At 69.6% G+C, this 26909-nt stretch carries 26 protein-coding genes and 1 pseudogene; 13 read left to right on the forward strand and 14 right to left on the reverse strand.

Annotated elements, in window-relative coordinates; translation table 11 throughout:
* Positions 1 to 24: 24 nt before the first annotated feature.
* Positions 25 to 624 (forward strand): polyhydroxyalkanoate synthesis repressor PhaR, encoded by a 600-nt coding sequence (gene phaR / locus VGN45_RS03730; protein WP_327459472.1) that lies wholly within the window; start codon positions 25 to 27, stop codon positions 622 to 624.
* Positions 621 to 929 (forward strand): hypothetical protein, encoded by a 309-nt coding sequence (locus VGN45_RS03735; protein WP_327459474.1) that lies wholly within the window; start codon positions 621 to 623, stop codon positions 927 to 929. The genes phaR and VGN45_RS03735 overlap by 4 nt, the downstream gene beginning before the upstream one ends.
* Before the next feature lie 212 nt (positions 930 to 1141).
* Here VGN45_RS03735 and VGN45_RS03740 read toward each other — a convergent pair whose 3' ends face one another.
* Positions 1142 to 1552, reverse strand: a complete 411-nt coding sequence (locus VGN45_RS03740) for a hypothetical protein (RefSeq protein ID WP_327459476.1) — start codon at positions 1550 to 1552, stop codon at positions 1142 to 1144.
* A gap of 93 nt (positions 1553 to 1645) precedes the next feature.
* Positions 1646 to 2377, reverse strand: a complete 732-nt coding sequence (locus VGN45_RS03745) for a glycosyltransferase family 2 protein (protein WP_327459478.1) — start codon at positions 2375 to 2377, stop codon at positions 1646 to 1648.
* A 78-nt stretch (positions 2378 to 2455) separates the two neighbouring features.
* Between VGN45_RS03745 and VGN45_RS03750 the strand changes: the two genes are divergently transcribed.
* The 4 genes from VGN45_RS03750 to VGN45_RS03765 all read left to right on the forward strand — a co-directional run bounded on the left by VGN45_RS03750 (position 2456) and on the right by VGN45_RS03765 (position 5666).
* Positions 2456 to 4105, forward strand: coding sequence for a glycosyltransferase family 39 protein (locus VGN45_RS03750; protein WP_327459480.1), 1650 nt, complete (start codon positions 2456 to 2458; stop codon positions 4103 to 4105).
* A gap of 7 nt (positions 4106 to 4112) precedes the next feature.
* Positions 4113 to 5027: a hydroxymethylglutaryl-CoA lyase gene (locus VGN45_RS03755; protein WP_327459482.1), complete on the forward strand. Its 915-nt coding sequence runs from the start codon at positions 4113 to 4115 to the stop codon at positions 5025 to 5027.
* Positions 5024 to 5272 (forward strand): hypothetical protein, encoded by a 249-nt coding sequence (locus VGN45_RS03760; RefSeq protein WP_327459484.1) that lies wholly within the window; start codon positions 5024 to 5026, stop codon positions 5270 to 5272. The genes VGN45_RS03755 and VGN45_RS03760 overlap by 4 nt, the downstream gene beginning before the upstream one ends.
* Before the next feature lie 91 nt (positions 5273 to 5363).
* Positions 5364 to 5666 carry a hypothetical protein gene (locus tag VGN45_RS03765; protein WP_327459486.1) on the forward strand — a complete coding sequence of 101 codons (303 nt, stop codon included), beginning with the start codon at positions 5364 to 5366 and terminating at the stop codon, positions 5664 to 5666.
* A gap of 9 nt (positions 5667 to 5675) precedes the next feature.
* Here the strand turns inward: VGN45_RS03765 and putA are convergent, their stop codons facing one another.
* Positions 5676 to 8801, reverse strand: coding sequence for a bifunctional proline dehydrogenase/L-glutamate gamma-semialdehyde dehydrogenase PutA (gene putA, locus VGN45_RS03770; protein WP_327459489.1), 3126 nt, complete (start codon positions 8799 to 8801; stop codon positions 5676 to 5678).
* An 81-nt stretch (positions 8802 to 8882) separates the two neighbouring features.
* Between putA and VGN45_RS03775 the strand changes: the two genes are divergently transcribed.
* Positions 8883 to 9968 (forward strand): glycosyltransferase family 1 protein, encoded by a 1086-nt coding sequence (locus VGN45_RS03775; RefSeq protein WP_327459491.1) that lies wholly within the window; start codon positions 8883 to 8885, stop codon positions 9966 to 9968.
* Between the two features lie 3 nt (positions 9969 to 9971).
* On the opposite strand, the gene VGN45_RS03780 is transcribed toward VGN45_RS03775, so the two are convergent.
* The 4 genes from VGN45_RS03780 to phnC are packed head-to-tail and all read right to left on the reverse strand — an operon-like array spanning position 9972 to position 13670.
* On the reverse strand, positions 9972 to 11030 hold the full coding sequence (locus VGN45_RS03780) for a substrate-binding domain-containing protein (protein WP_327459493.1): 1059 nt from the start codon (positions 11028 to 11030) through the stop codon (positions 9972 to 9974).
* A gap of 32 nt (positions 11031 to 11062) precedes the next feature.
* Positions 11063 to 11872, reverse strand: coding sequence for a phosphonate ABC transporter, permease protein PhnE (gene phnE, locus VGN45_RS03785; protein ID WP_327459495.1), 810 nt, complete (start codon positions 11870 to 11872; stop codon positions 11063 to 11065).
* On the reverse strand, positions 11869 to 12876 hold the full coding sequence (phnD, locus tag VGN45_RS03790) for a phosphate/phosphite/phosphonate ABC transporter substrate-binding protein (protein WP_327459497.1): 1008 nt from the start codon (positions 12874 to 12876) through the stop codon (positions 11869 to 11871). The genes phnE and phnD overlap by 4 nt, the downstream gene beginning before the upstream one ends.
* Entirely contained in the window at positions 12873 to 13670 is a 798-nt protein-coding gene (gene phnC, locus VGN45_RS03795; RefSeq protein ID WP_327459499.1) for a phosphonate ABC transporter ATP-binding protein, read from the reverse strand. The genes phnD and phnC overlap by 4 nt, the downstream gene beginning before the upstream one ends.
* A gap of 289 nt (positions 13671 to 13959) precedes the next feature.
* Between phnC and VGN45_RS03800 the strand changes: the two genes are divergently transcribed.
* Entirely contained in the window at positions 13960 to 15225 is a 1266-nt protein-coding gene (locus VGN45_RS03800) for a type III PLP-dependent enzyme (RefSeq protein ID WP_327459501.1), read from the forward strand.
* A 99-nt stretch (positions 15226 to 15324) separates the two neighbouring features.
* Positions 15325 to 16383 (forward strand): 1,9-bis(guanidino)-5-aza-nonane synthase, encoded by a 1059-nt coding sequence (locus VGN45_RS03805; RefSeq protein ID WP_327459503.1) that lies wholly within the window; start codon positions 15325 to 15327, stop codon positions 16381 to 16383.
* 69 nt (positions 16384 to 16452) lie between these two features.
* On the opposite strand, the gene VGN45_RS03810 is transcribed toward VGN45_RS03805, so the two are convergent.
* On the reverse strand, positions 16453 to 17454 hold the full coding sequence (locus VGN45_RS03810) for an aldo/keto reductase (RefSeq protein ID WP_327459505.1): 1002 nt from the start codon (positions 17452 to 17454) through the stop codon (positions 16453 to 16455).
* A 96-nt stretch (positions 17455 to 17550) separates the two neighbouring features.
* Between VGN45_RS03810 and VGN45_RS03815 the strand changes: the two genes are divergently transcribed.
* From VGN45_RS03815 to VGN45_RS03830, 4 genes are all read left to right on the forward strand, one after another.
* Positions 17551 to 18462, forward strand: a complete 912-nt coding sequence (locus tag VGN45_RS03815; protein ID WP_327459507.1) for a LysR family transcriptional regulator — start codon at positions 17551 to 17553, stop codon at positions 18460 to 18462.
* A gap of 17 nt (positions 18463 to 18479) precedes the next feature.
* Entirely contained in the window at positions 18480 to 18815 is a 336-nt protein-coding gene (locus VGN45_RS03820) for a ribonuclease (RefSeq protein ID WP_327459509.1), read from the forward strand.
* Between the two features lie 100 nt (positions 18816 to 18915).
* On the forward strand, positions 18916 to 19386 hold the full coding sequence (locus VGN45_RS03825) for a hypothetical protein (protein ID WP_327459511.1): 471 nt from the start codon (positions 18916 to 18918) through the stop codon (positions 19384 to 19386).
* Entirely contained in the window at positions 19368 to 20015 is a 648-nt protein-coding gene (locus VGN45_RS03830; protein WP_327459513.1) for a hypothetical protein, read from the forward strand. Before VGN45_RS03825 ends, VGN45_RS03830 begins: the two co-directional genes overlap by 19 nt.
* Here VGN45_RS03830 and aguB read toward each other — a convergent pair.
* From aguB to VGN45_RS03860, 6 genes and pseudogenes are all read right to left on the reverse strand, one after another.
* The gene (gene aguB / locus VGN45_RS03835; RefSeq protein WP_327459515.1) at positions 19990 to 20865 is read right to left on the reverse strand and encodes an N-carbamoylputrescine amidase; all 876 of its coding nucleotides are present in this window, start codon (positions 20863 to 20865) and stop codon (positions 19990 to 19992) included. The genes VGN45_RS03830 and aguB overlap by 26 nt on opposite strands.
* Positions 20865 to 21872, reverse strand: a complete 1008-nt coding sequence (locus VGN45_RS03840; protein ID WP_327459517.1) for an agmatine deiminase family protein — start codon at positions 21870 to 21872, stop codon at positions 20865 to 20867. The genes aguB and VGN45_RS03840 overlap by 1 nt, the downstream gene beginning before the upstream one ends.
* A gap of 185 nt (positions 21873 to 22057) precedes the next feature.
* Positions 22058 to 24607, reverse strand: coding sequence for a TonB-dependent receptor (locus VGN45_RS03845; protein WP_327459520.1), 2550 nt, complete (start codon positions 24605 to 24607; stop codon positions 22058 to 22060).
* A gap of 162 nt (positions 24608 to 24769) precedes the next feature.
* Positions 24770 to 25390, reverse strand: coding sequence for a peptide-methionine (S)-S-oxide reductase MsrA (gene msrA / locus VGN45_RS03850; RefSeq protein WP_327459522.1), 621 nt, complete (start codon positions 25388 to 25390; stop codon positions 24770 to 24772).
* A gap of 53 nt (positions 25391 to 25443) precedes the next feature.
* Positions 25444 to 26613, reverse strand: a complete 1170-nt coding sequence (locus VGN45_RS03855; RefSeq protein ID WP_327459524.1) for a capsular biosynthesis protein — start codon at positions 26611 to 26613, stop codon at positions 25444 to 25446.
* A gap of 136 nt (positions 26614 to 26749) precedes the next feature.
* Positions 26750 to 26909: pseudogene (locus tag VGN45_RS03860) on the reverse strand (cell envelope biogenesis protein OmpA); the annotation flags it as partial.

Consider the following 26909-nt stretch of genomic DNA (forward strand, 5'->3'; position numbering starts at 1 on the left):
ACCGACCGTTTCGAGGGGCGCCGCGTGACCGATGCCAACTCCGGGGAAACCCGGCCGATCGTCATCAAGAAATACGCCAACCGGCGGCTCTACAACACCGCCACGTCCGCCTACGTCACGCTGGAGGACCTGGCCCGGATGGTCCGCGCCGGTCAGGACTTCACCGTCCACGACGCCAAGTCGGGCGAGGACCTGACCCGGCAGATCCTGACCCAGATCATCTTCGAGGAGGAAAGCCGAGGCGAGGCCCTGTTGCCGGTGCAGTTCCTGCGTCGGCTGATCGGCTTCTACGGCGGGCAGATGCAGTCGGTCCTGCCCAGCTATCTGGAGATGTCGCTGGACACGTTCGCCAAGCAGCAGGAGCAGCTGCGCGGCCAGTTCAAGCAGGCCTTTGGCGGAGCCCCGGGCGCGGGCCTGCTTGACGAGGCGGTGCGGCGCAACATGCAGATGTTCGAGCAGGCCATGCGGATGTGGCCCGGCTTCGCCGCCGGGATGCCCGCCGCGCCCAAGTCCGAAGAGACCGCGGCTCCTGCCGCCGACGACGGCCTGGCCGAGATGCGCCGTCAGATGGACGAGATGCGCGCCCAGCTCGACCGTCTGGCCGGCGACGCCGCCCGAAAATGAGCGACGAGGACCGCCGCGAGGCCGATCGGCGCGCGCGCGATCGTCGAGCGTCGGGGCGGGCCCTGGCGCCGGTCGATCCGCCTGCGACCGAAGAGGCCGCGCCGATGGCGGCCGGCACCCGGAAATCCACGCCCGCGGACCCGGCGTTTTCCGCCCAGTTGATGGGTCAGGAGGGTCAGCGGCGCGGCCTGAAGGGCGGGCCGCCGGTGCTGGACGCGGCCCGCAGCGGCTATCTGAAGGCCCAGCATTCCGGCCCCGCGGAACGGCGTCCGAAACCGGGGACCGTCACCAAATCCGACGTCTGAGACCCGGCACGGTCCTTGCTGTGAGGGCGGCGAACGCCTCCATCCCGGGACCGCCAAATGCTCGCCTTCCTCGCCCGCACCGTCGACGTGACCGTGATCGCGCTGATCTTCGTCGCGTTCGGCTGATCTGGAGCGCGGACCTCCAGGTCCGCGAAACCCGAGATGCGACGATCCTTGGCGGACCTGGAGGTCCGCGCTCCTTTGGAAACTCGTCAAACCGCCCCGAAGTCGAGGTCCTTACGGGCGGCGATGATCGTCACGATGAAGCCCGCCAGCACGTCCAGCATGACCATCGCCACGATCAGGAAGAAGGTCGAGGTGGCGAAGCCGCGCAGCAGCAGGAACTCGACGAGGCAGATGACGAACAGGATCATCGACAGGGCGTGATTGACGATCGCCACCTTCTGGCTGGAGGTCGACTTCAGCAGCTCGAAGAACAGAAGGATCAGCGCCAGAAACAGGATCAGGTCGCCCGCCCCCACATTCCACTGGGCGCCCGAGGCCATGCCGATGGAGAACATCGGCTCGCGCAGGCGCTCGTCCGCCAGGGCCGCGCCGCCCGTAAGCGCCACGATGTTGTAAAGGATGACGGGGATCACCAGCAGCGGAAGGGCGATGAGCATGGCTCGGTCCTCTCTGGCCCACAGGCAGGGTTAACGCTGGATACCCGCGTTCGTGCCCAACCGCCAAGCTGAATCGCCGCGCGGGCGAGGCCCTCAGACCTCCTGGACCGCGCCGGGGTTCCGGGCGCGCGTCTTCAGCCACATGACGCCCAGCAGGTCGGACAGCGACGCGATCAGCCGGTCCAGGTTGGTGTACTTCGACCGGCCGGTCTCGCGGTGGCGGTGGCCGACGTCGAGGTAGAGGTTGCGCCATCCTTCGCGGATCATCAGCGCCGGCAGATAGCGGTGCATGTGATCGAAGTAGGGCAGCCGCAGGAAGGCGTCTCGACGGAAGGCCTTCAGCCCGCAGCCGGTGTCCGCCGCGTCGTCGCCCAGCAGGCGGCGGCGGATGCGGTTGGCCCAGACCGAGGCCTGGCGCTTGGCCTCGGTGTCCTGGCGACTGGCGCGGACGCCGCCGACCAGGGCGACCTCGGGAGGCGCGTCCATCAGCGCCTGGACCAGACGCGGCGCGTCGGCGGGCGGATTCTGGCCGTCGCCGTCCATGGTCACCACGATCGCGCCCCTCGCCGCCAGCACGCCGGATCGCACCGCCCGGCTCTGGCCCGCATTGGACGGATGGGTCAACACACGAAGCTGGGGGTGAAGCGCCTTCAGCGCCTTCAGCTCGATCAGGGTCGAGTCGCGGCTTCGGTCGTCGACGAAGATCATCTCGTAGTTCCGCCCCGTGAAGGCGGCGGCGATCTCCTCGACCAGCGGGCCGACCGCACCGGCCTCGTCGTGGACGGGCACGACGACGGAGACGTCGGGGGCGGCGGTCTGGCTCATCCCGCGTGAATAGCCGCCCCGGCGACGCCGCGAAAGCGCCCGCTGACGCGCGGGATCGAAGCGTGTAATCAGACCGTCATGGGACGGCTGGACTTCGACCGCATCATCGCCGGCTGGCGCGGACCGCTGCTGGCCGCGCTCGTGGCGCTGCTCACCGGCCTGCCCGGCCTGCTGATGCTGCCGCCGCTGGACCGCGACGAGAGCCGCTATGCCCAGGCCACGTCGCAGATGCTGGAGAGCGGCGACTACGTCGACATCCGCTTTCAGGACGAGCCGCGCTGGAAGAAGCCCGTCGGCATCTACTGGGCCCAGGCCGCGGCCGTGGGCCTGACCACCGGGCCCGAGGCGCGGGCCATCCAGCCCTATCGTCTGCCGTCGCTGCTGGCGGCGATGATCGCGGCCTTCGCCTGCGCCTGGGCGGGAGCGCGGCTGTTCGGCACGCGCGCCGGGTTCCTGGCCGGGGCGATCCTGGGCGCCAGCTTCCTGCTGTCCAGCGAGGCGGGCATCGCCAAGACCGACGCGGCCCTGTGCGCGGCGGTGACGGCGGCGATGGCGGCGCTGGCCCGCATCTACATGTCGTCGCGCGCGGGCGAGGCTCCCGACCGGCGGCACAAGTTCGTCTTCTGGCTGGCGCTGGGCCTGTCGATCCTGATCAAGGGTCCGATCGGCCTGATCGTCGTCGCGCCGGCCATTCTGGCGCTGTGCCTGTGGGACCGCGACGCGCGCTGGCTGAAGCGGCTGGGCTGGGGCTGGGGCCTGCCCCTGGTGGCGCTGATCGTCGGTCCGTGGGCGCTGGCCGTGACCATCGTCACCGACGGCGGCTTCTGGCGCGAGGCCATCATCGGCGACCTGGCGCCCAAGGTGGCGGGCGGCCATGAGAGCCACGGCGCGCCTCCCGGCGTGCATCTGCTGCTGCTGCCCCTTCTGATCTTCCCCGCGGCCCTGATGCTGCCCGCCGCGGTCTCGACGGCGTGGAGCCGACGAAATGAGCCCGCGATCAGGTTCCTGATCTGCTGGCTGGTCCCGGCCTTCCTGATCTTCGAACTGACCCCGACCAAGCTGGTGCACTACACGCTGCCGACCTATGGCGCGGTCGCGCTGCTGGCGGCGGCGGCGCTGACGCGGCCGGTCGGCGTGCTGTCCGGCCGAATCGGGGCGGGGCTGCACCTGCTGTCGGCGGCGCTGATCGCGGCGGTCGCCGTGTACGGGCTGAACAATTTCGGCACCTCGACGGCCCAGACTTGGGCGACGTTCACCGTGCTCTGCGCCATCGCTGCCGGCGGGCTGGGGGCGTTCCTGATGCTGAACCGGGCGCCGGTCGCGGCGTTGGCCCTGTCGCTGGTCTTCGGCGTTCTGGCGCACGCCGCGCTGGTGGGAGAGATCCGGCAGCTGCGGCCGCTGGCGATCGCGCCCCAACTGACCCGCGCGCTGGAGGCGGCGGCGCTGCACCCGCGTCAGGGCGCGCCCGGGCCGGTGGCGATCACCGGCTTCCACGAGCCGAGCTTCGTCTTCCTGACCGGCCGCGACACCCAGTTGACCGACGCGGCCGGCGCCGCCCGCGCGCTGATGGAGGGACGCCCCGCCATCGTCGAGGCCCGCGACGCCGCGGCCTTCGCCGCCGCCGCCGACGGCATGCCCGGCCGCGCGGTGGCCGAGGTCAGGGGCCACAACTATTCCACCGGCGACGACGTGACCCTGACGGTCTACGCCCCCGTCGTCCGGCCGTGAGGCCCGCATGAGCCGTCCGATCACGATCGTCGAGGTCGGCCCTCGCGACGGGCTGCAGAACGAGGCCGCGGTGCTGGAGCCCGCCGTGCGCGCGGAGCTGACGCGTCGGCTGGAGGCGGCTGGCGCGCGCCGCATCGAGGCCGTCAGCTTCGTCCACCCCAAATACGTGCCGCAGATGGCGGGCGCCGAGGAGGTCATGGCCGCCCTGCCGCCGGAGCCGGGCCGCAGCCGGATCGGACTGGTCCTGAACGCCCGCGGCTATGACCGGGCGCTGACCACGGCGGTGGACGAGGTCAACGTCTCCATCGCGGCCACCGACGGCTTCGGCCTGAAGAACCAGGGATTGGACCGCGCGGGCCAGATGGCCATGGTCGAGGAGATCGTGAGCCGGCGGAGCAACGCGGTGCCGGGCGGTGAGGCCCCTTCTCTGTCGGTCACCATCAGCTGCGTCTGGGGCTGCCCCTTCGACGGCGAGGTGGGCGTCGATCAGGTCGCCGATCTGGTCGGCCGGCTGGGCGCCTTGGGGATCGGGGAGATCGCGCTGGCCGACACCATCGGCGTCGGCGATCCGTGGAGCGTCCGCAGGAAGGTCGAGGCCACTCGTAAAGCCGCGCCGGACGCGACGCTGCGCCTGCATTTCCACGACACGCGCAACACCGGCGTCGCCAACGCCTTCGCCGGGATCGAGGCGGGCGTCGATGTGCTGGACGCCTCCGTCGGCGGCATCGGCGGCTGCCCCTTCGCGCCGGGCGCGACCGGCAACGTGGCGACCGAGGACGTGGTCTACATGCTGGAGCGGGCGGGCTTCCCGACCGGCTACGACCTGGACGCCCTGATCGAAACCGCCCGCTGGATCGGGGCCAAGATCGGCCGCCGCGCCCCCAGCGCCCTCAGCCGCGCGGGCGGCTGGCCGAGGCGATGAGCGCCCAACGCCAAGTTCATGTCGGTAGGGACGACACCAAGACGCGCCGCCGGCTTCTCGCCGCCTTGAAGAAGGCAGGCGCACGTCGGATCGGATCCTGGTGGGGCCTCGGCGGCTCTCAGGAAATTACCACGTGGACATTTGCGCTGCGCAGCGGCCACTTGCGCGTGGAAGCCGAAACCTACGTCGGACTGTCGCTGATGGGAGACGAGGCGGCAGTCGACGCCGTAGTTCGTCATCTCTGACGGCCAATTCTCACCACTTCCTCAGCTTCCGCTCATGCCGCGCGGCGGCGCCCGCCTCATTCTGTCCCCGTCCAAGCGAAGGAGACGGGACATGACGACGGTGACGCGGGCAGATCTGGATCGGCTGTGGGGGGCGCTGCGCCTGCTCGGCTGGGGCGCGGTGGCGGTGGTGATGGCCGCGCCGGCCGTGGCCATGGCGCTGGACGCCCCGGGCGTGAACTGGACGGCGAGCGACTTCGTCTTCGCCGGCGTGCTGCTGATCGGCGGCGGCGCGATCATCGAACTGGTCGCCGCGCGGGTGAAGAACCCCGTCCTGCGCATCGGTTTCGCCCTGTTCGTGGTGGCGATCGTCGGCCTGATCTGGATCGAGGGGGCGGTGGGGATCTTCCACTGAGCCGGGGCGTCAGAGGTTCAGCAGCGCCGGGTCGCCACCCTGGGCGGAGATGTTGTTGCTGATGGCCTTCTCCGACGCGTAGCGGATCAGGCTGTTGGGCCCGCCGGCCTTCGGGCCGGTGCCGGACAGGCCCTCGCCGCCGAAGGGTTGCACCCCCACCACCGCGCCGGTGACGCCGCGGTTGATGTAGACGTTGCCCGCCGGCACCAGCCGGATGACCTCTTCCGCGAAGGCCTCGATCCGGCTGTGCACGCCCAGCGTCAGCCCATAGCCGCGCGCGGCCAGCTTGCCCGCGACGGTCTTGAGTTCGGCCGGATCGTAGCGGTGGACGTGCAGAATGGGACCGAACACCTCGCGCTCCAGGAAGTCCGGAGTGGGGATTTCGGCGATGGTGGGCGCGAACAGGTCGCCCCTGTCGGCGCCGGCCGGCAGCTCGGCGCGGGCGACGATCCTGGCTTCCGTGTTCAGCCGCTCGACGTGCGCCTCCAGCGCCTTGCGGCTTTCGGCGTCGATCACCGGGCCGATGTCGGTGGCGGGATCGGTCGGGTCGGCCACGACCTGCGCCGCCAGCGCGCCCTTCAATCCCTCGATCAGGGCGTCGGCCGAGTCCTTGGGCACGTACAGCACCCTCAGGGCCGAGCAGCGCTGGCCCGCCGAGCCGAAGGCCGACAGGATCACGTCGTCGATCACCTGTTCCTTCAGCGCCGTGGTGTCCACGAACATGCCGTTCAGCCCGCCGGTCTCGGCGATGAAGGGGATGATCGGGCCCGGCCGGTTCGCCAGTCCGCGGTTGATGGCGGCGGCCGTGTCCGTGCCGCCGGTGAAGGCGACGCCGTCGACCAGCGGATGGGTGGTCAGCTTCGCCCCCACGGTCTCGCCCCGCCCGGGCAGCAGGGCCAGCAGGTCGGCCGGAAGCCCGGCCTTGAAGAACAGGCGCACCGCCTCGGCCGCGATCAGGGGCGTCTGCTCCGCCGGCTTGGCCAGCACGCCGTTTCCGGCCGCCAGCGCCGCGGCGATCTGGCCGGTGAAGATGGCCAGCGGGAAGTTCCACGGGCTGATGCAGGCGAAGACGCCGCGCCCGTGCAGGACCAGCTGGTTGATCTCGCCGACAGGCCCCTTCAGATCCTGCCGACCGCCGAAGTCGCGCTCGGCCAGCATGGCGTAGTAGCGGCAGAAGTCGGCGGCCTCGCGCACCTCGGCCACGCCGTCGTTCAGGGTCTTGCCGGCCTCGCGACTGAGCAGCGCGACCAGCCGGTCCATGTCGGCCTCCAGCGCATCGGCCATGGCGCACAGCACCGGGGCCCGACCCGAACCCATGCGGCGGTCCCAGGCGACCTGGGCATTGGCGGCCAGTTCGGCGGCGCGGTCGACGTCGGCCTCGGTGGCCTCCGACACGTGGCCCAGCACCTGGGTCCGGTCGAACGGATTGGTGACCTCCTGCGACCCCGTCCCGGCCAAGAGCTTGCCGCCGACGATGGGGCCGGAGGTGAAGCGCTCGGCGTCCACCTTCTTCAGCGCCTTCAGATGACGCTCGCGGTCTGCGGCCTGGCTGTAGTCGCGACCCAGAGAGTTCTGGCGGTCCATGTACATGTCCTTGGGCACGGGGATCTTTGCGTGGCGGTCGGGGTGGGCCTCGACCTGCGAAATGGGATCGGCGGCGACGGCCGAGGCCGGCACCCGCTCGTCCAGCAGGGCGTGGACGAAGCTGGAGTTGGCGCCGTTCTCCAGCAGGCGGCGCACCAGATAGGGCAGCAGGTCTTCATGCCCCCCGACGGGGGCATAGGCGCGCACCGTGACCGGGCCGAAGGCGGCGCGGGCGGCGTCGTACAGCGCCTCGCCCATGCCGTGCAGACGCTGGAACTCGATCTTCACCCCGCGCTCGGTCGCCATGGTGTGCACCGCGGCCAGCGAGTGGGCGTTGTGCGTGGCGAACTGGGCATAGATGTGCGGCGACGCCTCGATCATGGCGCGCGCGCAGACGAGGTAGTTCAGGTCGGTGGCGGCCTTGGTGGTGAAGACCGGATAGTCCTCGCGCCCCGCCACCTGGGCGCGCTTGATCTCGGTGTCCCAGTAGGCGCCCTTGACCAGCCGCACCATCAGCCGGCGGCCCGACGTCTTCGCCAGCTCGGCGACGCGGGCGATCACTTCCGGACAGCGCTTCTGATAGGCCTGCACCGCGAGGCCCAGCCCCTTCCAGTCTCCGAGGGAGGGCTCGTGCGCCAGCCGGTCCAGCAGAGTCAGCGACAGGGCCAGGCGGTCCGCCTCCTCGGCGTCCATGGTGAAGTTGACGTCGGCGTCGGCCGCGATCTTCGCCAGCCGCAGCACGCGGGGATACAGCTCCTGCCACACGCGCGCCTCATGCGTCGCCTCATAGCGCGGCGACAGGGCGGACAGCTTGACCGAGACGCCGTGCCCGGCCTCCGGCCCCTCCTTCGCCACCTTGCCCACCGCGGTGATGGCGTCGGCGTAGATGCGCTCATAGCGTTCGGCGTCGGCGGCGGTGCGGGCGCCCTCGCCCAGCATGTCGAAGCTGCACAGCCAGCCCTCGCGGTTGGACCGCTTCAGCGCCGCCTCTATGGTGCGGCCGACCACGAACTGCTCGCCCATGATGCGGACGGCCGCGGCCACCGCCTCGCGGATCACCGGCTCGCCCAGCCGGCCCACGATTCGCTTCAGGAAGCCCGGCAGGTCGGTGCGGGCCTGATCGTCCACGTCGACCAGCTTGCCCGTCAGCATCAGCCCCCAGGTCGAGGCGTTGACGAACAGGCTGTCGGACTGGCCCAGATGCCCGGCCCAGTCGGCCGAGCCGATCTTCTCGGCGATCAGGCGGTCGCGCGTGTCCTCGTCCGGCGTGCGCAGCAGGGCCTCGGCCAGGCACATCAGGGCCAGACCCTCGCGCGTGCCGAGACTGAATTCCTGCAGGAAGCTCTCGACCACGCCCTGACGCTTGTTGCTGGCGCGTGCGCGTTCGACCAGATCGATCGCCTGGCCCAGTACGGCGGCGCGTTCCGTCACGTCGAGCGGCGTCCTCGCCAGCAGGCCCCGCACAGTCGCCGTCTCGTCGGCGAACTTGCCGTGGTCGAGGGCGTCCCAATCCTGCGTAAGCGAAGGGGTCGAAGCGGCGGTCGCGATCATGGGCGGCTCTCTACTCCCTTCCCCACGGATGGGGGAGGGGCTATTCGTGCGGACCGTTCAACGGCGGAGCCATCCGGCCCAATGCGCATCGTTCTGGCCACCGACGCCTGGGAGCCCCAGGTCAACGGCGTCGTCCGCACCCTGTCCCGCATCACGGCCGAGTGCCGGGCGATGGGACACGAGGTGGAGGTGATCCAGCCGGGTCAGTTCAAGACCATGCCCATGCCGACCTATCCGGAGATCCGGCTGGCGCTGGGCGCCGAGGAAGAGATCCGCGAGCGGCTGCGCGCTTTCGAGCCCGAGGCCGTGCACATCGCCACTGAAGGACCGATCGGCATCGCCACGCGCCGCATCTGCGTGGAGTGGAAGCTGCCCTTCACCACCAGCTATCACACCAAGTTCCCGGAGTACGTCTCGGCCCGGTTCCCGGTGCCGGTGCAGCTGGGCTACGCCTACATGAAGTGGTTCCACCGGCCGTCCGGCCGGCTGATGGTGGCCACGCCGACGCTGCGCGACGAACTGACGGCGCACGGGTTCAAGAACGTCTCGCCGTGGACGCGGGGCGTGGACACAGAGCTGTTCAACCCCGACCTGGCCCCGATCTATGAGGAGCTGGGCGGCAAGGACTGGCCGCGGCCCTTCTTTCTGAACGTCGGCCGGGTGGCGGTGGAGAAGAACATCGAGGCCTTCCTGGAGCTGGACCTTCCCGGCACCAAGATCGTGGTCGGCGACGGCCCGGCCCGGGCCGAGCTGGAAGCCAAGTATCCGAAGGCGAAGTTCCTGGGCGCCCGGTTCGGCGAGGAGCTGGCGCGGTGTTTCAAGGACGCCGACGTGTTCGTCTTCCCCAGCTGGACCGACACCTTCGGTCTGGTGATCCTGGAGGCCATGGCCACCGGCACGCCGGTCGCCGCCTATCCGGCGCATGGTCCGATCGACATCATTCCGGGATCGGGCGCGGGCTTCATCGACGACGACCTGAAGACCGCCTGCCTGAAGTGCCTTGAGATCGACCGCAAGGACGTGCGCGCCTACGCCGAGAAGTTCAGCTGGCGCGCCTCGGCCGAGGAGTTCATCGCCAATCTGGAGCCCTATCCGGAGCCCGAGCGGGGCCGCTTTTGGCGCCGCCTGCGCCGGATCACGCGACTGCGGAAGAAGGCCGCCGCCTGACCGTCACTCTTCCGGGCGGACCATTGGGGTGCGGGCGCGCACGGCCTGGCGCTGGGCTTCCAGTTCCGGGGCCGGAAGCGGCACCAGACCCCGGTCCTGCAGATAGCCGCCGCGGCCCGAGGCGGCGTCGGACAGGTATTCGGTGACGAACAGGTCCAGCCCCGGCGTCACGCCGATGTGAGCCTTCTTCACGTAGACGTACATGGAGCGGGAGATCGGATAGTCGCCCGAGGCGATGGTCTCGAAATTCGGCGCCACGCCGTTGACGGTGGCCGCCTTCACGGAGTCGGAGTTCTGCTCCAGGAAGGAATAGCCGAACACGCCCAGCGAGCCCGGAGTGCGGGTCAGGGTCTGGACGATGGCGTTGTCGTTCTCGCCCGAGTCGACCCACAGGCCGTCCTCGCGCAGGGTGTGGGCACGGGTCTCGAAGGCGTCCTCGTCGCTTTCGGCCAATGTGGCCAGCGCCGGCACGGCCTCGGCCGACGGGGTCATGCCCAGCTCCAGCCAGCTGTCGCGCGTGCCCGAGGTGGGCGGCGGGCCATAGGCCAGGATGCGCACGTCCGGCAGACCGGGCCGCACTTGGGACCAGGTCACGTTCGGGTTCGCGACGAACTCGCCGTTCGGACCCGGCACGCTCTTGGCGAAGCCCAGATAGAAGTCGGAGGCTTGGAAGTCGTAGTCGGCGCCGGATCGGGCCACGGCGACGACCAGGCCGTCGTAGCCGATCTTGATTTCGAGGATGTCGGTCACGCCGTTTCTGGCGCACTCGTCGAACTCCGACGCCTTCATGCGGCGGGACGCATTGGCGATGTCGGGCGTGGCCGGGCCGATGCCGGCGCAGAAGGCCTTGATGCCCCCGCCGGTGCCCAGGCTCTCGACCCGCGGCATGGCGAAGTCGTTGGCGCGCGAGAAATTCTCGGCCACCCGGGTGGTGAAGGGGAAGACCGTCGACGACCCCGCCGCCCAGATCCCCTCGCGCGATCCACCGCCGCCGTCGCAGGCGGCCAGGACGAGCGCGGTCAGGGCGACGACCGGAACGGTCAGGCGACGGACGGACTTCACGGACGACTCCAGGCGGCGGCGATTCCCCCCGCTTAGAGCAGACGTTTGCGCATGGCTTGTGACAGCAGGTCGATCAGCGTCACGGCCACGACGACGATGATGACGATCGCCGAGACGTCGCGGAAATCGAAACCGTTGATGCTGTCGAACAGAACCTGACCGATGCCGCCCGCGCCGATCAGGCCGAGCACCGTCGCCGACCGGCTGTTGGACTCGAAGCGGTAGAGCGCGAAGCTGGTCCACAGCGGCGCCACCTGCGGGATCACGCCCCAGACGATCTCATGCAGCTTGGACGCGCCGGTGGCACGCACGCCCTCGACCGGTCCCTTGTCGATGCTCTCGACGGCCTCGGAGAACAGCTTGGCCAGAACGCCCGCGGTGTTCAGCGCGATGGCCAGCACGCCGGCCAGTGGGCCGAGGCCGACGGCCACGACGAACAGGATGCCGATCACGAGATCCGGGATCGATCGCAGGATGTTCATCACCCAGCGCACGGGCTGAACCACCCAGATCGGCGCGATGTTGCGCGCTGCGGCCAGACCCATGGGGATTCCAAGGAAAATGGCCAGGAAGGTGCCCCAGAGGGCGATCTGCACCGTCTCCCACATCTTGCCCACGAACGTGCGCCAGTTGGTGAAGTCGGGGCGCGCCAGTTCGCTGACCAGATTGTTCACCACTTCGGACCCGGCGAACAACTTGGGAAGGTTTTCCAGCTGGACCGCGTCGAAGCTGTAGATCAACAACGCCGCGACGCCGCCCCAGATCACCAGATCCAGCAGCCAGGCGGTCAGCGACTTGGTCGGCGGGGCGGGGACCGCGCCCACCGAGGCGGGGCTCGTCAAGGCTGGACCTCACGCTTGGCTCGCAGGGCGTTCAGTTCGGCCTCGGCCGCGGTCACGCCGGCTCGATCGCCGGCGGCGCGCGCCTCCTGCATCTTCTGGTCGGCGACCAACTCGCGCACGGGGTCGAGATAGGCGTCGTCGGCAGCGCGGAACTGGGAGTAGTTGAGGCCCTTCAGCACGGTCTTCTGACGCTCGGCCTCGGCCCCGTCGCCCTGGCCGTATTCCAGGAAGAAGGCGCGGACCTTCTCCTTGACCGTCGGGTCGAGATCCTCGCGCACCAGAATCCCCGATTCCGGGATGGGCGGCGACTTCCAGATTTCCTGGATCTGAGCGGCGATCTGCGGGTTCTGCCGCTCCAGAAAGACGGTGTTGACCGTGTTCGAGGTCGCCACCTGCAGCACGCCGGAGGCCACGCCGAAGGCGTTCGCCTGATGATTGGCCGCGCGCACGGTCTTGAAGCACGCCTGAGGATCGACACCACGCTGATTGAACAGGAAGGTCATGGGCGCCAGCGTGCCCGAGGTCGACTGGGCGTCGCCGATGCCGAAGTCATAGCGCTTGCCGCAGGCCAGCACGTCGTCCAGCGTGATGCCCGAACCGGCCTTCACGATCAGGGTCGATTGGTAGGAGTCGCGGCCCTCGACGTCCACGGTGCGGGCGATGACCTCGGCGCCGGCACGGTCGATCGCCTCGATCGCGGACTTGGCGGCGAACCACGCGACCTGGGTCTGGTTGCCCTCCATGGCCTTCACCAGCACGGTGTAGTTCGAGCCGAAGAAGGGCTCGACCGGAATGCCGACGGCCTCGGCCAGGTCGTCCAGCAGCGGCTGCCACAGCGGGCCGGACGACGCCTGGCCTTCGGCCGACAGGATCGAGAAGACCAGTTTCGACGGCGCGCCGGACGCGGCCTCTTCGCCGCCCCCGCAGGCGGCCAGGGCGCCGGTCATCGGCAGGGCCACGCCGGCGGCCAGGATCGCGCGGCGCGAAAGGCTGAAGCGGCTCATTGCTTGGTCTCCCAGAAGGCGTCCTCGAACTCGGGGCCGTAGATGTCCACGAGGGTCCTGGTGTCCAGGCCGGTCGCCGGGCCGTCGTAGACGACCTTGCCGGCCTTCAGCGCCACCACGCGCTCGCAATAGCGGATGGCGTAGTCGACCTGGTGCAGGGTCACGATGACGCCCAGCCCGTCGCGCTTGTTCAGCTCGACCAGCAACTCCATCACCTTGCGGGCCGACACGGGGTCCAGCGAGGCGACGGGTTCGTCGGCCAGGATGGCCTGGGCGCCCTGAACGATGGCGCGGGCGATCGCGCCGCGCTGCTGCTGACCGCCCGACAGGGTGTTGGCGCGCTGGGCGGCGTAGTCGGCCACGCCGACGCGGTGCAGGGCCGCCATGGCCTTCTTCTTGTCGGCGCCCGGCCACAGGCCCAGCGCCCCCTGCCAGCCGGGGATGCGCCCGAGCGCGCCCAGCATGACGTTGGAAAACAGGCTCAGCCGGCCGACCAGGTTGAACTGCTGGAAGATCATGCCCAGCCGGGCGCGCGACCGGCGCACCGCGCCGGTGACGCGGCCGTCCTTCTGCACCGTCTCGCCGAAGACGGCGATCGTGCCGCCGGCGTCGATCGGCTGCAGGCCGGTGATCGAGCGCAGCAAGGTGGATTTGCCCGATCCCGACGGCCCGATCAGGGCGACCATCTCGCCCTGCGCGACCTCCAGGGACACGCCGTCCAGCGCCTTTCGGGCGCCGAAGGTCTTGGACACGCCGCGCACGGAGGCGACGGCGGAGGCGGCGGCTGCGGTCATGAGGACGGGGGTTCGACGGTTGATCGGACGACGCCGCGGATCACGCCGGGCGATCCTTAATGCCATGCCTGCTGCGAGCGCGTCCAGCGTCGCGACATGCCGCGCCGCGCATCGTCTCCATTCGGATTAAATCAGGCCCCGCTTGGGTTCGGCACGCGCGCCGCCCTGAAAAAACCGCTTTACATGACAGTCCCGTGACCCCATATGGCCGCTTCCGGCGGACCCCGTAGGTCCAATCTGCGCCGCTAACGCCGGTCTGGGTTCAACAACTAACAGGGGGCTACGTGAATTGCGCACGTACCATCTTCCCCTGGACCTGGTCCGTGAGCGGTCTCCGGAGCGTCCCGTCGCCCTTGTGCGACCGCGCTCCGTCTCCGTAGCGGCGCGCTGGTTCCAGGACAATCTGAAGGCCGACGTCTTCTATGCGGTGAAGGCGAACCCGTCGCGCTGGGTCATCGAGACCCTGATCGACGCGGGCGTCACCGCCTTCGACGTGGCCTCGATCGCCGAGATCGAGCTGGTCCGCTCGGTCAGCGCCGACGCGCGGCTGGCCTTCATGCATCCGGTCAAGAGCCGGGGCGCGATCACCAAGGCCTATTTCGAGCACGGCGTCCGCACCTTCTCGCTGGACAGCCATGACGAGCTGGCCAAGATCCTCGACGCCACCGGCGGCGCCGCCGATCTGAACCTGCTTGTCCGCATGGCGGTGTCCGCCGACGGCGCCCAGTACAGCCTGTCGGGCAAGTTCGGCATAGGCGTGGATCAGGCCCCCGCCCTGCTCCTGGCCACGCGCCAGGCGGTGAAGGACGGCCTGATGGGCGTCTGCTTCCATGTCGGCAGCCAGTGCATGCGCCCGTCCGCCTATGAGGCCGCCATGGCCCAGGTCGGCCGCGCCATCACCCGCGCGGGCGTGTTCGTGGACATCGTCGACGTCGGGGGCGGCTTCCCCTCGGTCTATCCGGGCATGGTCCCGCCGGACATGAGCGAGTACGCCGACGCCATCCATCGCGGCTTCAACGAGATGCCGGTGTCGGAAACGACCGAGCTGTGGTGCGAGCCCGGCCGGGCGCTGGTGGCCGAGTCGTCCTCGGTCCTGTGCCGCGTCGACCTGCGCAAGGGCGACGCCCTGTATCTGAACGACGGCAGCTACGGCTCGCTGTTCGACGCCACGCATTCGCGCTGGCCCTTCCCGACCAAGCTGGTCCGGGACGGCGAGGCGTCGTCGGAGCTGAAGCCCTTCCGCTTCTACGGCCCGACCTGCGACTCGATCGACCACATGCCGGGGCCGTTCCACCTGCCCGCCGACGTGCAGGAAGGCGACTTCATCGAGATCGGCATGCTGGGCGCCTATGGCGTGGCGATGTCGACGGGCTTCAACGGCTATGGCGAGCATGAGGTCGCGGCGGTGCAGGACGCCCCGATGGCCTCGCTGTACGGCCTGGCCCCGCGCTCCATCCCGACCGTGCGCACCACGGCGGAAGAGCAGGCCCGCAAGGTCGTTCGCCTGTCGCGCCCCAAGGGCAAGGCGGGCGTCCGGAAGCAGCGTCGGCGCTAAAGCGTCACACGCGCGTTCTAATCAGCAGCGGCCCGTCGCTCCGTCCGGGCCGCTGTTTTCTTTGACGACGGGCGCTCACCAGTAAGGGAAACCAAACCGATGAACGCTCCCGTTCAATCCAACCAGAAGGCCCAGCTGCTCCAGAACGTCGTGGAGCACGTCGACATCACCAGCTTCGATGCCCGTCCGATCATCGACTCGATGCGCAAGATGTCCTTCTCCAGCCGCGACACGGCCCGCGCCTCGGACATCTTCAACATGGCCATCGAGGACCAGGACTGCTCGCCCTGGCTGATCCTGGCGGGCTCCACCTCGGCCGGCGGCTGCATGCACGTGTACCGCGACATGGTGAAGTTCGGCATGATCGACGCCGTGGTCGCCACCGGCGCCTCCATCGTCGACATGGATTTCTTCGAGGCGCTGGGCTTCAAGCACTATCAGGCGGCCGGTCCGGTCGACGACAACGTCCTGCGCGACAACTACATCGACCGCATCTACGACACCTACATCGACGAGGAAGAGCTCCAAGCGTGCGACCACACCATCCTCGAGATCGCCAACCGGCTGGAGCCGCGCGGCTATTCCTCGCGCGAGTTCATCTGGGAGATGGGCAAGTGGCTGTCGGAGGGGAATGCGAAGAAGGAAGGCAGCCTGATCCAGACCGCCTATGAGATGGGCGTGCCGATCTTCTGCCCGGCCTTCGTCGACAGCTCGGCCGGCTTCGGCCTGGTCAAGCACCAGAAGGAGCGGGCCGCCGCCGGCCAGCCCTATATGATGCTGGACGCCATCGCCGACTTCCGCGAGCTGACCGACATCAAGATCGCGGCGGGCACCACCGGCCTGTTCATGGTCGGCGGCGGCGTTCCCAAGAACTTCGCCCAGGACACCGTCGTCTGCGCCGAGATCCTCGGCGTCGAGGCCGACATGCACAAGTATGCGGTCCAGATCACGGTCGCCGACGTCCGCGACGGCGCCTGCTCGTCCTCGACGCTCAAGGAAGCCGCCTCGTGGGGCAAGGTCTCGACCACCTATGAGCAGATGGTCTTCGCCGAGGCGACGACGGTCGTGCCCCTGATCGGCTCGGACGCCTACCACCGCGAAGGCTGGAAGAAGCGCGAGCCGCGCCGCTGGCAGAAGCTGTTCGAGACGGCGGCGTAAGCGCTTTTCGACAGCGACAAGGACCAAGGGGCCGCGAGCGATCGCGGCCCCTTTCTTTTGTCTGACGGCTCACGCCTGCTCGCTGTCCATGAACCGCAGCAGCTGTTCCGGATAGCGCGCGCCGGCGACGGCGTCCTTGGGCACCGCCGCCTCGATGGCCGCGAGGTCTTCCGGCGTCAGGGTCAGGGCGACGGCCCCGAGCGACTCCGCCAGCCGATCCCGTCGCCGCGCCCCGACCAGGGGCACGATGTCCTCGCCTTGCGTCGCCACCCAGGCGACCGCGATCTGGGCCACCGTCGCGCCGCGCGTCTCGGCCACGCCGCGCAGGGCCTCGACCAAAGCCAGGTTGCGGTCCAGGTTCTCGCCCTGGAAGCGCGGGCTCATGGCGCGGAAGGTGCGGTCGACCGACCGATCCCTCGACCAATGGCCGCTGATCAGGCCGCGCGCCAGGACGCCATAGGCCGTGATGCCGATGCCCAGCTCGCGGCAGGTCGGCAGGATGGCGGCCTCGATGCCGCGCGACGCCAGGCTGTATTCGATCTGCAGGTCGACGATCGGGTGGACGGCGGCGGCCCGGCGGATGGTCTCGGGGCCGACTTCCGACAGGCCGATGTGGCGGACGTAGCCCTTCTCGACCAGCTCGGCGATGGCGCCGATGGTGTCCTCGATCGGCACGGCGGGGTCCAGCCGCGAGGGCCGGTAGATGTCGATGTGGTCGATGTTCAGCCGCCGCAGCGAATAGGTCACGAAGTTCCGCACCGACTCCGGCCGGCTGTCATAGCCGCGAAACCCCATGTCGGGATCGCGTAGCGCCCCGAACTTGACGCTGAGCAGGGCCTGCTCGCGTCGCCCCTTCAGGGCCTCGGCGATCAGCATCTCATTGTGGCCCATGCCGTAGAAGTCGCCGGTGTCGAGCAGGGTCACCCCGGCTTCCAGCGCGGCGTGGATGGTGGCGAGGCTCTCGTCGCGGTCGGCCGGGCCGTAGAAGTCGGACATGCCCATGCAGCCGAGGCCGATCACGGAGACCTCCGGGCCGGTCGCGCCCAGGCGGCGGGTGGGGAGGGTGGTCATGGCGTCGCTCCTCTGAGGGTGAGCCCGCTAGATGCGCCCTGTTCGCCTGTTCGATAATCGGGCAATCTCCGCATGAACTGTGCGGATCAGCGAACAATGACGCCGTCCCTCGACGACCTGGCCCTGCTCTCCGCCGTCGCCCGACATCGGGGCTTCCGCAAGGCGGCGGCCGAGGCCGGCTTGTCGCCGTCCGGCCTGTCGGAGCGCATCCGGGCGCTGGAGGATGCGCTGGCCGTCCGCCTGCTCAACCGCACGACCCGCAGCGTCAGCCCGACCGAGGCGGGCGAGGCCCTTCTGGCCCGCATCGCGCCGGCGCTGGCCGACATCGAGGGCGCGGTCGCCGCCGTGGGTCTGGCCGCCGACGCGCCGGTGGGCCGCCTGCGCATCAACGCGCCCGACGCCGCCGAGATCGCGCTTGGCCCGCTGCTCGGCCCGTTCATGGCGGCCCATCCGGGCGTGTCGATGGAGGTCGTCTTCGACAACGCCTTCACCGAGGTGGTCGCTGACGGCTTCGACGCGGGCGTCCGCTACGGCGAGGCTCTGGCCAAGGACATGATCGCCGTGCCGCTCGGCGGGCCCGAACGCTTCGTCCTAGTCGCCGCGCCGTCGCTGATCGACCGCGTGGGCCTGCCCTCTCATCCGGACCCGCTGCGGACCCTGCCCGCCATCCGCCTGCGCCTGCCGGGCGGCCTGATCGCCTGGGAGTTCGAGAAGGCCGGAGAGGTCATCCGCTTCCAGCCGCAGGGGCGTTTGACCGTCACCTCGGCGGACCTCGGCCTGCACGCCGCGCGCGACGGCCTGGGCTTCTTCGCCACCTTCGAGGCCTGGGCGCGCGACGATCTCGCCGCCGGTCGGCTGGTCGCGGTGCTGGACGACTGGCAGCCGCCGTTCGACGGCCCCTTCCTCTACTACCCCTCGCGGCGTCATCCCCCGCCCGCGCTCAAGGCCTTCGTCGATTTCCTCCGGGCCCGGAGGAGGGAACCCGCCGGCTCCGGCGACGCTTCCTGAGGCGAAGGAGCGATCCCATGACCGACGCCAGACCCGACAGCCTTGAGGCGCGCGAAGCCGAGGACATGGGCGAGCGCCCCGACCTCGGCCGCGCCTCGGACGCCCTCGCCGACGCCCTGACGGGCAGCGACATGGGGTCGGACACGCGGGCCGGCTCGCTGCGCGGAGGTTCGGCGTCCGGCTCGGACGTCGATCCGGACCAGGATGAGGTCAACCGCAGCCTGGCCGAGCAGGGCCGCTCCGGACCCGACGCCCAGCCGAAGCGGGCAGACGCCGATCCGGTGAAGAACACGGGCTCCGACGGCGCGGACGCCACCAATGGGCCGCGCGGCGCCGACGCCGCGACCGGTTGACGCGGCAGACGACCGCCGCACCGGCGCCTTGCTGGCGCCGCGAGTCTGGGCCAACGTGACGCTTCGGTTGAATGGGAAAGTGACCTTGAGAATGAAGGGGATGTGGCTCGCCTTCTTGGTGACGGCCGGGCTGACCCTGGGCGCCTGCTCCCAGCCGGCGGAGGACGCGGCGGCCGAGACGGCGGCAGCGACGGAGTCACCGGCCGTTGAGGTCGGAGCGCCCGCCCCGACCGGACGACCGGCCGCGGCGAAAGCCCCGGCTTATGCCGTGCTGCCTGAGGACGGTCGGCCGGACGGCCCCGCCACCGTCGCCGACGGACCCGATGGGCCTGGCGGCATGGTCATCTATGAGACGGCCTTGTCGCCCGACGCCGTCGTCGACTTCCATCGCGGCCACGCGGAAGCCGCCGGTTTGTCGACCGTCATGACGATGACCCAAGGCGAGGCGCGCGCTTACGGCGCGGCGGCGCAGGACGCTTCCGGCGCCGGCATGCAGGTGATCGCCTCGCCCGTCGCCGGCGAAGACGGTCCCGAAACCTCCGTGCAGCTGTCTTGGACCGCCGGCGGCTGATCCTGACGGGCGCGGCGGGCCTGGCGTCCGCCTGCGCCTCGCCGCCGCCCGGGCCTCTGATCGCGCCCGCGCCCGACGATCGCCTGCTGTTCGCCCAGGCGCATCTGGAAGTCCGGCCGGAACTGGCGGCCCAGCATTTCGACTGCGCGATCGGAGCCCGTCTGACGGTCCGGCGCCTGCCGGCGCTCACGAAGGTGCTGCAGGCGCTCGCCGATGAAGTCGCCGTCCGCGTGCCACGCGACGTCGGCCCCGCCCCGGCCGGCGTCTGCGTCCGCCTGCTGCCCGGCGAGGGGGCTCAACGGGGCCCGTCCCGCCGCGCCGCCCTGGTCGAGGCGTATGCCCAGGCCCTGCGCCGCCTCGCGCCCGACCGTTCGCAGGCCGTCTCCGCTCGGGCCGGGGACGTGGCCAGCGCGGAGGCGCTGTGCGGCCTGGCGGATCAGGCGGCGGTCGATCAGGGGCGAACCGTCGGCCGAGAGGCGTTCGACGTCCTGTTCCACACGCGCCCGGCGTTCCGCGACCTGGTGGATCAGGCCGCCGTCGAAGTGGCCGAGGCGCGCAAGGACTCGATAGAAAGCCCCGGCTGCGCCGCCGAGCGACGGACGCTCAGCCCCCTGCCGGGCGGGGGCTGACGAGGCCGCCGTACAGGTCCGTCCGCCGGTCGCGGAAGAAGCCCCACGCGGCGCGGTGGCGGTCCAGGAAGTCGAGGTCGAACGTGTGCGCCAGCACGCCCTCCTCGTCGCGGCCCAGGCTCTCGACCAGGTCGCCGCGATGATCGGCGATGAAGCTGGAGCCGTAGAATCGCTGACCGACTTCGGTCGCGTGCTCCAGGCCGATCCGGTTGGCTCCGACGACCGGCACGACGTTGGAGACCGCATGCCCCTGCATGGCGCGCCGCCATGGCTCGGCGGTGTCCAGCTCCGTGTCGTGCGGCTCCGACCCGATGGCGGTCGGATACATCAGCACCTCGGCGCCCTGCAGCATCATCGCCCGCGCCGTCTCGGGGTACCACTGGTCCCAGCAGATGCCGACGCCGACCCGGCCGAACCGCGTGGTCCAGACCTTGAAGCCCGTGTCGCCGGGCCGAAAGTAGTATTTTTCCTGATACCCGGGGCCGTCGGGGATGTGGCTCTTGCGGTAGACGCCCAGCGCGCGGCCGTCGGCGTCCAGCATGACCAGGCTGTTGAAATAGTGCGGCCCCTCGCGCTCGAATATCGACACCGGAATGGCCACGCCGAGTTCGGCGGCGACGGGCTGCAGGGCCGTGACGCAGGGATGTTCCGCCCACGGATGAGCATCGGCGAACCAGCGCTCCTCCTGGCTGACGCAGAAGTACGGCCCCTGGAACAGCTCCGACGGCAGGATCACTTGGGCGCCCTTGGACGCCGCCTCGCGGACGAACTCCACGGTCTTGGCGATGTTGGCGGTCAAGTCCTCGCCATAGGACGTCTGGATCGCGGCGACGCTGATGGTGCGGGTCATCACGCGGGCTCCTGCTGGGAGATACAGTGGAAGGATCCGCCGCCGGACAAGATGGCGATCGACGGCAGGGCGATGATCTCGCGGTCGGGGTAGATGGTCTCCAGACCTTCGCAGACCAGGCGCGCGGCCGTCTCGTCGCCGTACGTCGGCACGATTACGGCGCCGTTGGCGATCAGGAAATTCATGTGGCTGGCGGGGATCGGCCGCTCGTCCTCGTCGCCGACGAAGCCGGGCGACGGCAGGGGCAGCAGCTTCAGCGCGCGGCCGTCGGCGTCGGTCATGGCCGCCAGCGTCCGCGCCACCGCCGAGTAGACCTCGTCGTTGGGATCGCCGCGCCCCCAGGCGACGGGGTGCGCCACAACGCTCGGTGCGACGAAGCGGGCCAGGTTGTCCACGTGGCCGTCGGTGTGGTCGTTCAGCAAGCCTTCGCCCAGCCACAGCACCTTGCGCGCGCCCAGCGCCGCCGCGAGCGCGGCCTCGGCCTTCGCCTCGGTCCAGCCGGCGTTGCGGTTGGGATTCAGCAGGCACTGGCGCGTGGTCAGGATCGTGCCCGACCCGTCGTGATCCAGGGCCCCGCCCTCCAGCACGAAATCATGCCGGTCCAGGGGCGTGTCGGACGCCGCGCCGATCTGGTCCGCGACCTTGTCGTCGTGCGCCAGTTCATACTTCCCGCCCCAGCCGTTGAACCGAAACGCCGCGGCGCGCGCCGAGCCGACGCCGAAGATCGGACCGGTGTCCCGCAGCCAGATGTCGCCGAAACGGCCGTCGATCACCTCGACGCCGCCCACGCCGTCGAACCGCACTCGGGCGCCGGCCAGAGCCTCCGGCTTGCCGACCATCAGCTTCACGCGCTCCCGGCCGGGCCCCGCCAGGGCGTGGACCAGCGCCTCGACCTCGGCCTGGGCCGGCTCGATGTCGTCTTCCCACAGCTCGGCATGGCTGGGCCAGCCGACCCACATGGCGCGGTGCGGCGACCATTCGGCCGGGACGGGGGCGGGCAGGGTCATGGGCGTGCGGGTCCGGTGCGGCGAGCCGCGCCATATGGCCACGACGCGCCGGGCGTTCAACGCCTGAACGTGCGGCGCCGCTCGCCCTCAAGCGGCGAGCGACCGCATTGCGAGCGGTAAGGCAAAAAAGAAAGGGCGGCCCGTCTCCGGACCGCCCTTCCAAAGTCGCGTGTTGACGCCTGGATTTAGAAGGTGGTGCCCAGGGTGATCGACACGGTGCGCGGCGAGGCCACGCCCGAGGTCAGGTTCTGGGCGGCGCGGCCCTGGTTGCCGGCGGTGACCGGATCGACGTCGACGATGGCGACCGCGTTCGTGACGCTGTTGCCCAGTTGGTACTCTTCATCCGTCAGGTTGGTGACGTTGAACTGGATGAAGGCGTCCTTCAGGCCGAAGGTGTCGGTCAGATCGTAGCGAGCGTCGAAGTCCAGCACGGTGTACGACGGGAAGATCACGTCGTTCACGTCCGAGCCGAAGCGGTCGTCGGTGTACTTGGCCTGCAGACCCAGGCTCAGGTTCTCGGTGGGGCTCCAGTCGGTGCGCAGCGACACGGTCCATTCCGGGTTCAGCGGCACTTCCTTGCCGGCAGTCGGCAGGCGCTGGGTCGTGGACAGGAACAGATCGTTGCTGATCTCGGTGTCGATGTAGGACGCCGAACCGTAGACCGACCACTGCTCGTTGATCTCATACCCCGCGAAGAAGTCCACGCCCTGGGACTCCACGTCGCCGATGTTGCGGTCGACCGACTGGCCGAAGAACTCCGACGACGGGTCGTTGTCGAACGAGGACACGATGCGGTTTTCGAACTGGTTGAACCACAGGGCCACGCCGGCGATGCCGCCCTGGCCGGTGTAGCGATAGCCCAGGTCGTAGTTCGTGGCCGTTTCCGGCTGCACCTGCGAAAAGCTGATGCCGCCCGACGGCGTGCGGACCGGCTGATACAGCTGGTCGGTGCGCGGCACCGAGATCGTTTCCGCGTAGGCGGCGTAGATCTGGTGACCGTCGCCGAAGCGCCAGGAGACGTCCGCGGTCGGCAGAACCTTGTCGTAGTTCAGCTCGACCGAGTAGGGCGCGATGAACTGGGTGGTCCCGGTCGAGGCGAAGGTGACGTTGCCGTTGGCCAGGGTCGCGGTCGGCGTCTCGGCGGTGCAGCGGACGGTCGAGGAGCCGTTCTGCGAGAAGCAGAACTGGTTCAGTTCGCGGGTGAACTCCTTAGAGGTCACGCCCAGGCGGACCACCACGGCGTCGTCGAAGAACTGACCGCGATACTCGGCGGCGAACTGCTGCAGTTCGGCGATCGAGGCGCGATCGCGGGTACGGAAGAAGCTGTTTCCGTTGAACGCCTGGATGCGGTCGTTCGGATTGCCGTAGAGGCGGTTGCCGGCGAACACGTTCAGCGGACGACCGAAGGCGTCGACGCGGGCGCCCTCGCCGGTCTGGCGATGGCGGCCGTAATCGACCGTGTAGGCGACGCGGAAGCGGTGATCGTCGTTCACATCCCAGATCAGCGACGTCGCCAGGCTGTAGCGGTTCGTGTTGGTGTTGGACGGGGTGTAGATGGTCACCGTGTCAAGGGTGTCGCCGTCGCCGTTGATGTCGCGACCGGTCGGGCCGCCCAGGTCGAGCCGGTCGTCCCGTTCAGACAGGGCGGTGAAGCCGCCGCCGTTGGCCATGACGAACTGATAGGTCGGGTCGAAGGTGAAGCGCAGGTTGTCGGTGATGCCGTAGCTGAACTGGCCGCGGATGTTGCCCGTGTTCGACGGATTGATGCGCAGGTCGTGCAGGTTGGTGCAGCTGCCCAGCGCGGTCGTGCCGTTCGACAGGATGCGGGTCGAGCCGGTGTTCTCGTTCTGCGCCGTGCCGTTCACGCCGACGGGACGGATGCAGGCGATGTCGTTTTCGAGATACCCGCCCGCGGCGAACTGCGCCGGGGTGATGAAGTTGTTGTAGAAGGCGTTGCGGTTGCGGTTGTAGTGGCCCGACAGGCTGGCGAAGTTGCCGTCGCCCAGGTCCTGGTACAGGCGCCCGTTGAACTGGATCTTCTCCATCTCGCCCGGTCCCTTGAACTTGTCGTAGTTCAGGTAGGAGATCGAGGTGTAGGCCGTGGTGCCCCAGGGGCCGAAGGCGCCGGTGTCGGCGCGCAGGAAGACGCGGCCGAAGTTGAACTCGCCCAACGAGGAGACGACCTGGACCTGCGGATCCTGGGTCGGGCGCGAGGTGGTGTAGTTGATCAGGCCGCCGGTGGCCGCGGCGGTCGGGCTGTCGACGTCGGTCGTGCCCTGGTTGACCTGGGCTCGCTCGATCAGCTCGGGATCGACCTGCTGGTTGGGATAGATCTGATAGTTGCCGGTGTCGTTCAACGGGATGCCGTCGAACGTCAGCGAGATGCGCTGGCTGTCGAACCCGCGCAGGCGGATCGAACCGCCCGACGAACCGTAAGGGTCGTTGTTGGTGAAGTTGACGCCCGGGATCAGGTTCAGGGACTGCAGGATGGTCTGACCCGCCTGCTGGCGGCCGATGAACTCCTGGGTGATCGAAGAGCGGGTCTTGCCGATGGTCTCGCCGACCACGACCCCGTCGACCGTCGCCGGACCCCGACGGCCCGTGACGACGACTTCTTCGACCTCGGTGGCTTCCGTGGCGATCGTGCCCGACGACTGGGCCGACGCGGCCCCGGCGGCCATCAGGCCGGTGAAGAGGGCGGTGGTCGCCCAGAACACGCGCTTGCGGTTCATCATGGTTTTCGTATCCCCGATGGAAGGCATGCGGCCGCACAGCGCGGTCCACGACCCGAAATCACGCCCCCTCTAGGACCGGGGTCAGAAGGTCCGGCGACAATCATGTGACAGACGCGTGACAGCGCCACAGGGTGTCGCCGCGGCCACACACAGCATTTGGGGTCAGCCGGCCGCTTGGTCGCCCCATATCGTGCGAAGCTGCGAATCTCGACCGCAGAACCGGCTGTAGCCACCGTATCGTACGGGGTTGCGCCGGGCGAAATCCTGATGCTCCGGCCCGGCCGGCCAGAAGCGGGCCGCGTCGCGAACCGGCGTGACGAAACCTCGCACCCGCGACGCCGCCTCCGATCGCGAAGCCTGGGCGATCGGCTTCTGCGCCGCGGTGGCGAACACGGCGGTCCCATAGGACGCCCCGCGGTCGCAGAACTGACCGCCGACGTCTGTGGGGTCGATGGTGCGCCAGAACCGGTCGACCAATTGGCGATAGGTGATGCGACGCGGGTCGAAGGTCACCTGAACCGCTTCAAGGTGGCCGGTTCCGCCGCGAACCACCTGCTCATAGGTCGGATTGGAGACCCGCCCTCCGGCGAAGCCCGAGACGGCGGAGACGACGCCCGGGACGTCCTCGAAATTCTTCTCGACCGACCAGAAGCAGCCGCCGGCGAACACCGCCGTCTCGACCGGCCCCTGAACGGGAGGCGCGGCTTCGGGCGCCGGATTTGGGCCGCAGGCGACGATCAGCCCGAGGGCGGCGACGACGGCGATCGTGAAGCGACGGCGCATGGACGGTTCTCCTGGACGGACGACCGACATACGACGCCGGGGCCGTCGCGGTTTCAAGCGGCGCTCATCCGCTCGGCGATGCGTTCGGCGGTGCGGCGGCGCAGGCGCGGCCCCTCGAAGCTGCCGTTGATCTGGGTCCTGGCGATGACCGACGCGCGAAAGCGGAGGAACAGGTCGGGATCCGGGACGGCGGGTCGGGTCCAGAACGACGCCAAGGGCCCCTGGTGGGTCAGACCGTCGAAGTCGAAGAAGGCTCGACCGAGCACCTTCACGGGCGTGCCGAACCCCAGAGCGGCCAGGGCGGCGCTGGAGTTGTTGACGACCAGTCCGCGGGAAGCCCGGCAAAGCGGCGCCATGGTCCCACCGTCGATGAAGCTCACCCGATCGGCCACGGCGTGTCGGGCGGCGACGGACCGCGTCGAGAACGCCTGATCGATCACGCCCGGGTCCAACGGATGGTTCTTCACCACCAGTCTCAGATCCGCCGGCGCATGCCGGGCGAAGTCGGAGATAACGGCGTCGAGGAACGCGGCATTGGTGGTGAGGTCGGAGTGCCGCGTCAGCTGGCTGTCGCCCTCGCGCTGAAGACAGACGAGAACGAACGGCCCCTTGGCGGCCACCGCTGCGGCGTCGATCTTCGGGGAGAGACGCAGGCGCAACCAACGCAGAACATGCCCCGCCGCCTGTCTCCAGGGCGGAGGGTCGAAGCCCGAGTCCGGTCGCGGATAGATGGGCAGGAACCTCTCCGCCAGCCAATATCGCGCCACCGCCATGACCAGCGGTCGGGTCACGGGGCCGACCGGATCGGACTCCGGCTCTTGGAGCAGGCGACCGGCATACGCCTGGGCCGATCGCGGCAGGACGGGGCTTCCCGCGGCCACCCCGTCCCGCTCCAAGGTGATCCAGTCGGGCCGGAAGTATCCGTTCTCCAACACCCAGACCCGCGGGTGGCTGCCCGCCGCGTCCAGAACGGGACGTGTCTGCCAGCGCCCCTCTCCATAGACCACCACGTCCGTCCATTGCGGCGCCAGGGCGCGATAGGTGGCCGGCCAATCCGTTGAAGCGCCGCGATATTCGATCCCGCCCGGCCCGCGCCGCGAGATCACGTCGCCGGCGTTGAAGATCATATGCCCGACGTCGGCGCCCCGTGCCCTCAAGGCGGCGCAAAGCTCCCGACCGAAGGGGCCATAGGGAAGATTGACCAGCAAAAAGCGTCGACGCACGCGGAGCCTTTCAGGCGGACCGGGAAACCGCGTCCCGCCTTTAAATCGCGGGCGGCCTTCCGCCAAGGCGAAGGGCCCGCCGGAGTGATCCGGCGGGCCCCTGCTTGGTGTTTCGACCTGGCTTCTGAGCTTGGGCTTAGAAGTTGATGTCGATTGTGGCGCGGCGGTTCAGCGGCTCGCGCACGCCGTCGGCCGTGGCGCGGGCCAGGTCGCGCTCGCCGCGGGCGTCGACGCGCAGGACGCCGGAGTTGACGCCGCGGGCGACCAGGGCGTCGGCCACGGTGCGGGCGCGGCGC

Source organism: Brevundimonas sp., from assembly GCF_035999125.1.
Taxonomy (GTDB): domain Bacteria; phylum Pseudomonadota; class Alphaproteobacteria; order Caulobacterales; family Caulobacteraceae; genus Brevundimonas.

Bases quoted from the DNA above. Each gene is read 5' to 3' on its own strand.
- phnC (WP_327459499.1), bottom strand. From the start codon at position 13,670: ATGACCGCAGCCGCCGCCTCCGCCGTCGCCTCCGTGCGCGGCGTGTCC.
- VGN45_RS03735 (WP_327459474.1), top strand. From the start codon at position 621: ATGAGCGACGAGGACCGCCGCGAGGCCGATCGGCGCGCGCGCGATCGT.
- VGN45_RS03820 (WP_327459509.1), top strand. From the start codon at position 18,480: ATGACCGACGCCAGACCCGACAGCCTTGAGGCGCGCGAAGCCGAGGAC.
- VGN45_RS03765 (WP_327459486.1), top strand. From the start codon at position 5,364: ATGACGACGGTGACGCGGGCAGATCTGGATCGGCTGTGGGGGGCGCTG.
- VGN45_RS03775 (WP_327459491.1), top strand. From the start codon at position 8,883: ATGCGCATCGTTCTGGCCACCGACGCCTGGGAGCCCCAGGTCAACGGC.
- VGN45_RS03805 (WP_327459503.1), top strand. From the start codon at position 15,325: ATGAACGCTCCCGTTCAATCCAACCAGAAGGCCCAGCTGCTCCAGAAC.
- VGN45_RS03745 (WP_327459478.1), bottom strand. From the start codon at position 2,377: ATGAGCCAGACCGCCGCCCCCGACGTCTCCGTCGTCGTGCCCGTCCAC.
- VGN45_RS03840 (WP_327459517.1), bottom strand. From the start codon at position 21,872: ATGACCCTGCCCGCCCCCGTCCCGGCCGAATGGTCGCCGCACCGCGCC.
- aguB (WP_327459515.1), bottom strand. From the start codon at position 20,865: ATGACCCGCACCATCAGCGTCGCCGCGATCCAGACGTCCTATGGCGAG.
- VGN45_RS03825 (WP_327459511.1), top strand. From the start codon at position 18,916: ATGTGGCTCGCCTTCTTGGTGACGGCCGGGCTGACCCTGGGCGCCTGC.
- VGN45_RS03760 (WP_327459484.1), top strand. From the start codon at position 5,024: ATGAGCGCCCAACGCCAAGTTCATGTCGGTAGGGACGACACCAAGACG.
- VGN45_RS03810 (WP_327459505.1), bottom strand. From the start codon at position 17,454: ATGACCACCCTCCCCACCCGCCGCCTGGGCGCGACCGGCCCGGAGGTC.
- VGN45_RS03755 (WP_327459482.1), top strand. From the start codon at position 4,113: ATGAGCCGTCCGATCACGATCGTCGAGGTCGGCCCTCGCGACGGGCTG.
- VGN45_RS03845 (WP_327459520.1), bottom strand. From the start codon at position 24,607: ATGATGAACCGCAAGCGCGTGTTCTGGGCGACCACCGCCCTCTTCACC.
- VGN45_RS03740 (WP_327459476.1), bottom strand. From the start codon at position 1,552: ATGCTCATCGCCCTTCCGCTGCTGGTGATCCCCGTCATCCTTTACAAC.
- VGN45_RS03750 (WP_327459480.1), top strand. From the start codon at position 2,456: ATGGGACGGCTGGACTTCGACCGCATCATCGCCGGCTGGCGCGGACCG.
- putA (WP_327459489.1), bottom strand. From the start codon at position 8,801: ATGATCGCGACCGCCGCTTCGACCCCTTCGCTTACGCAGGATTGGGAC.
- phnD (WP_327459497.1), bottom strand. From the start codon at position 12,876: ATGAGCCGCTTCAGCCTTTCGCGCCGCGCGATCCTGGCCGCCGGCGTG.
- VGN45_RS03815 (WP_327459507.1), top strand. From the start codon at position 17,551: ATGACGCCGTCCCTCGACGACCTGGCCCTGCTCTCCGCCGTCGCCCGA.
- msrA (WP_327459522.1), bottom strand. From the start codon at position 25,390: ATGCGCCGTCGCTTCACGATCGCCGTCGTCGCCGCCCTCGGGCTGATC.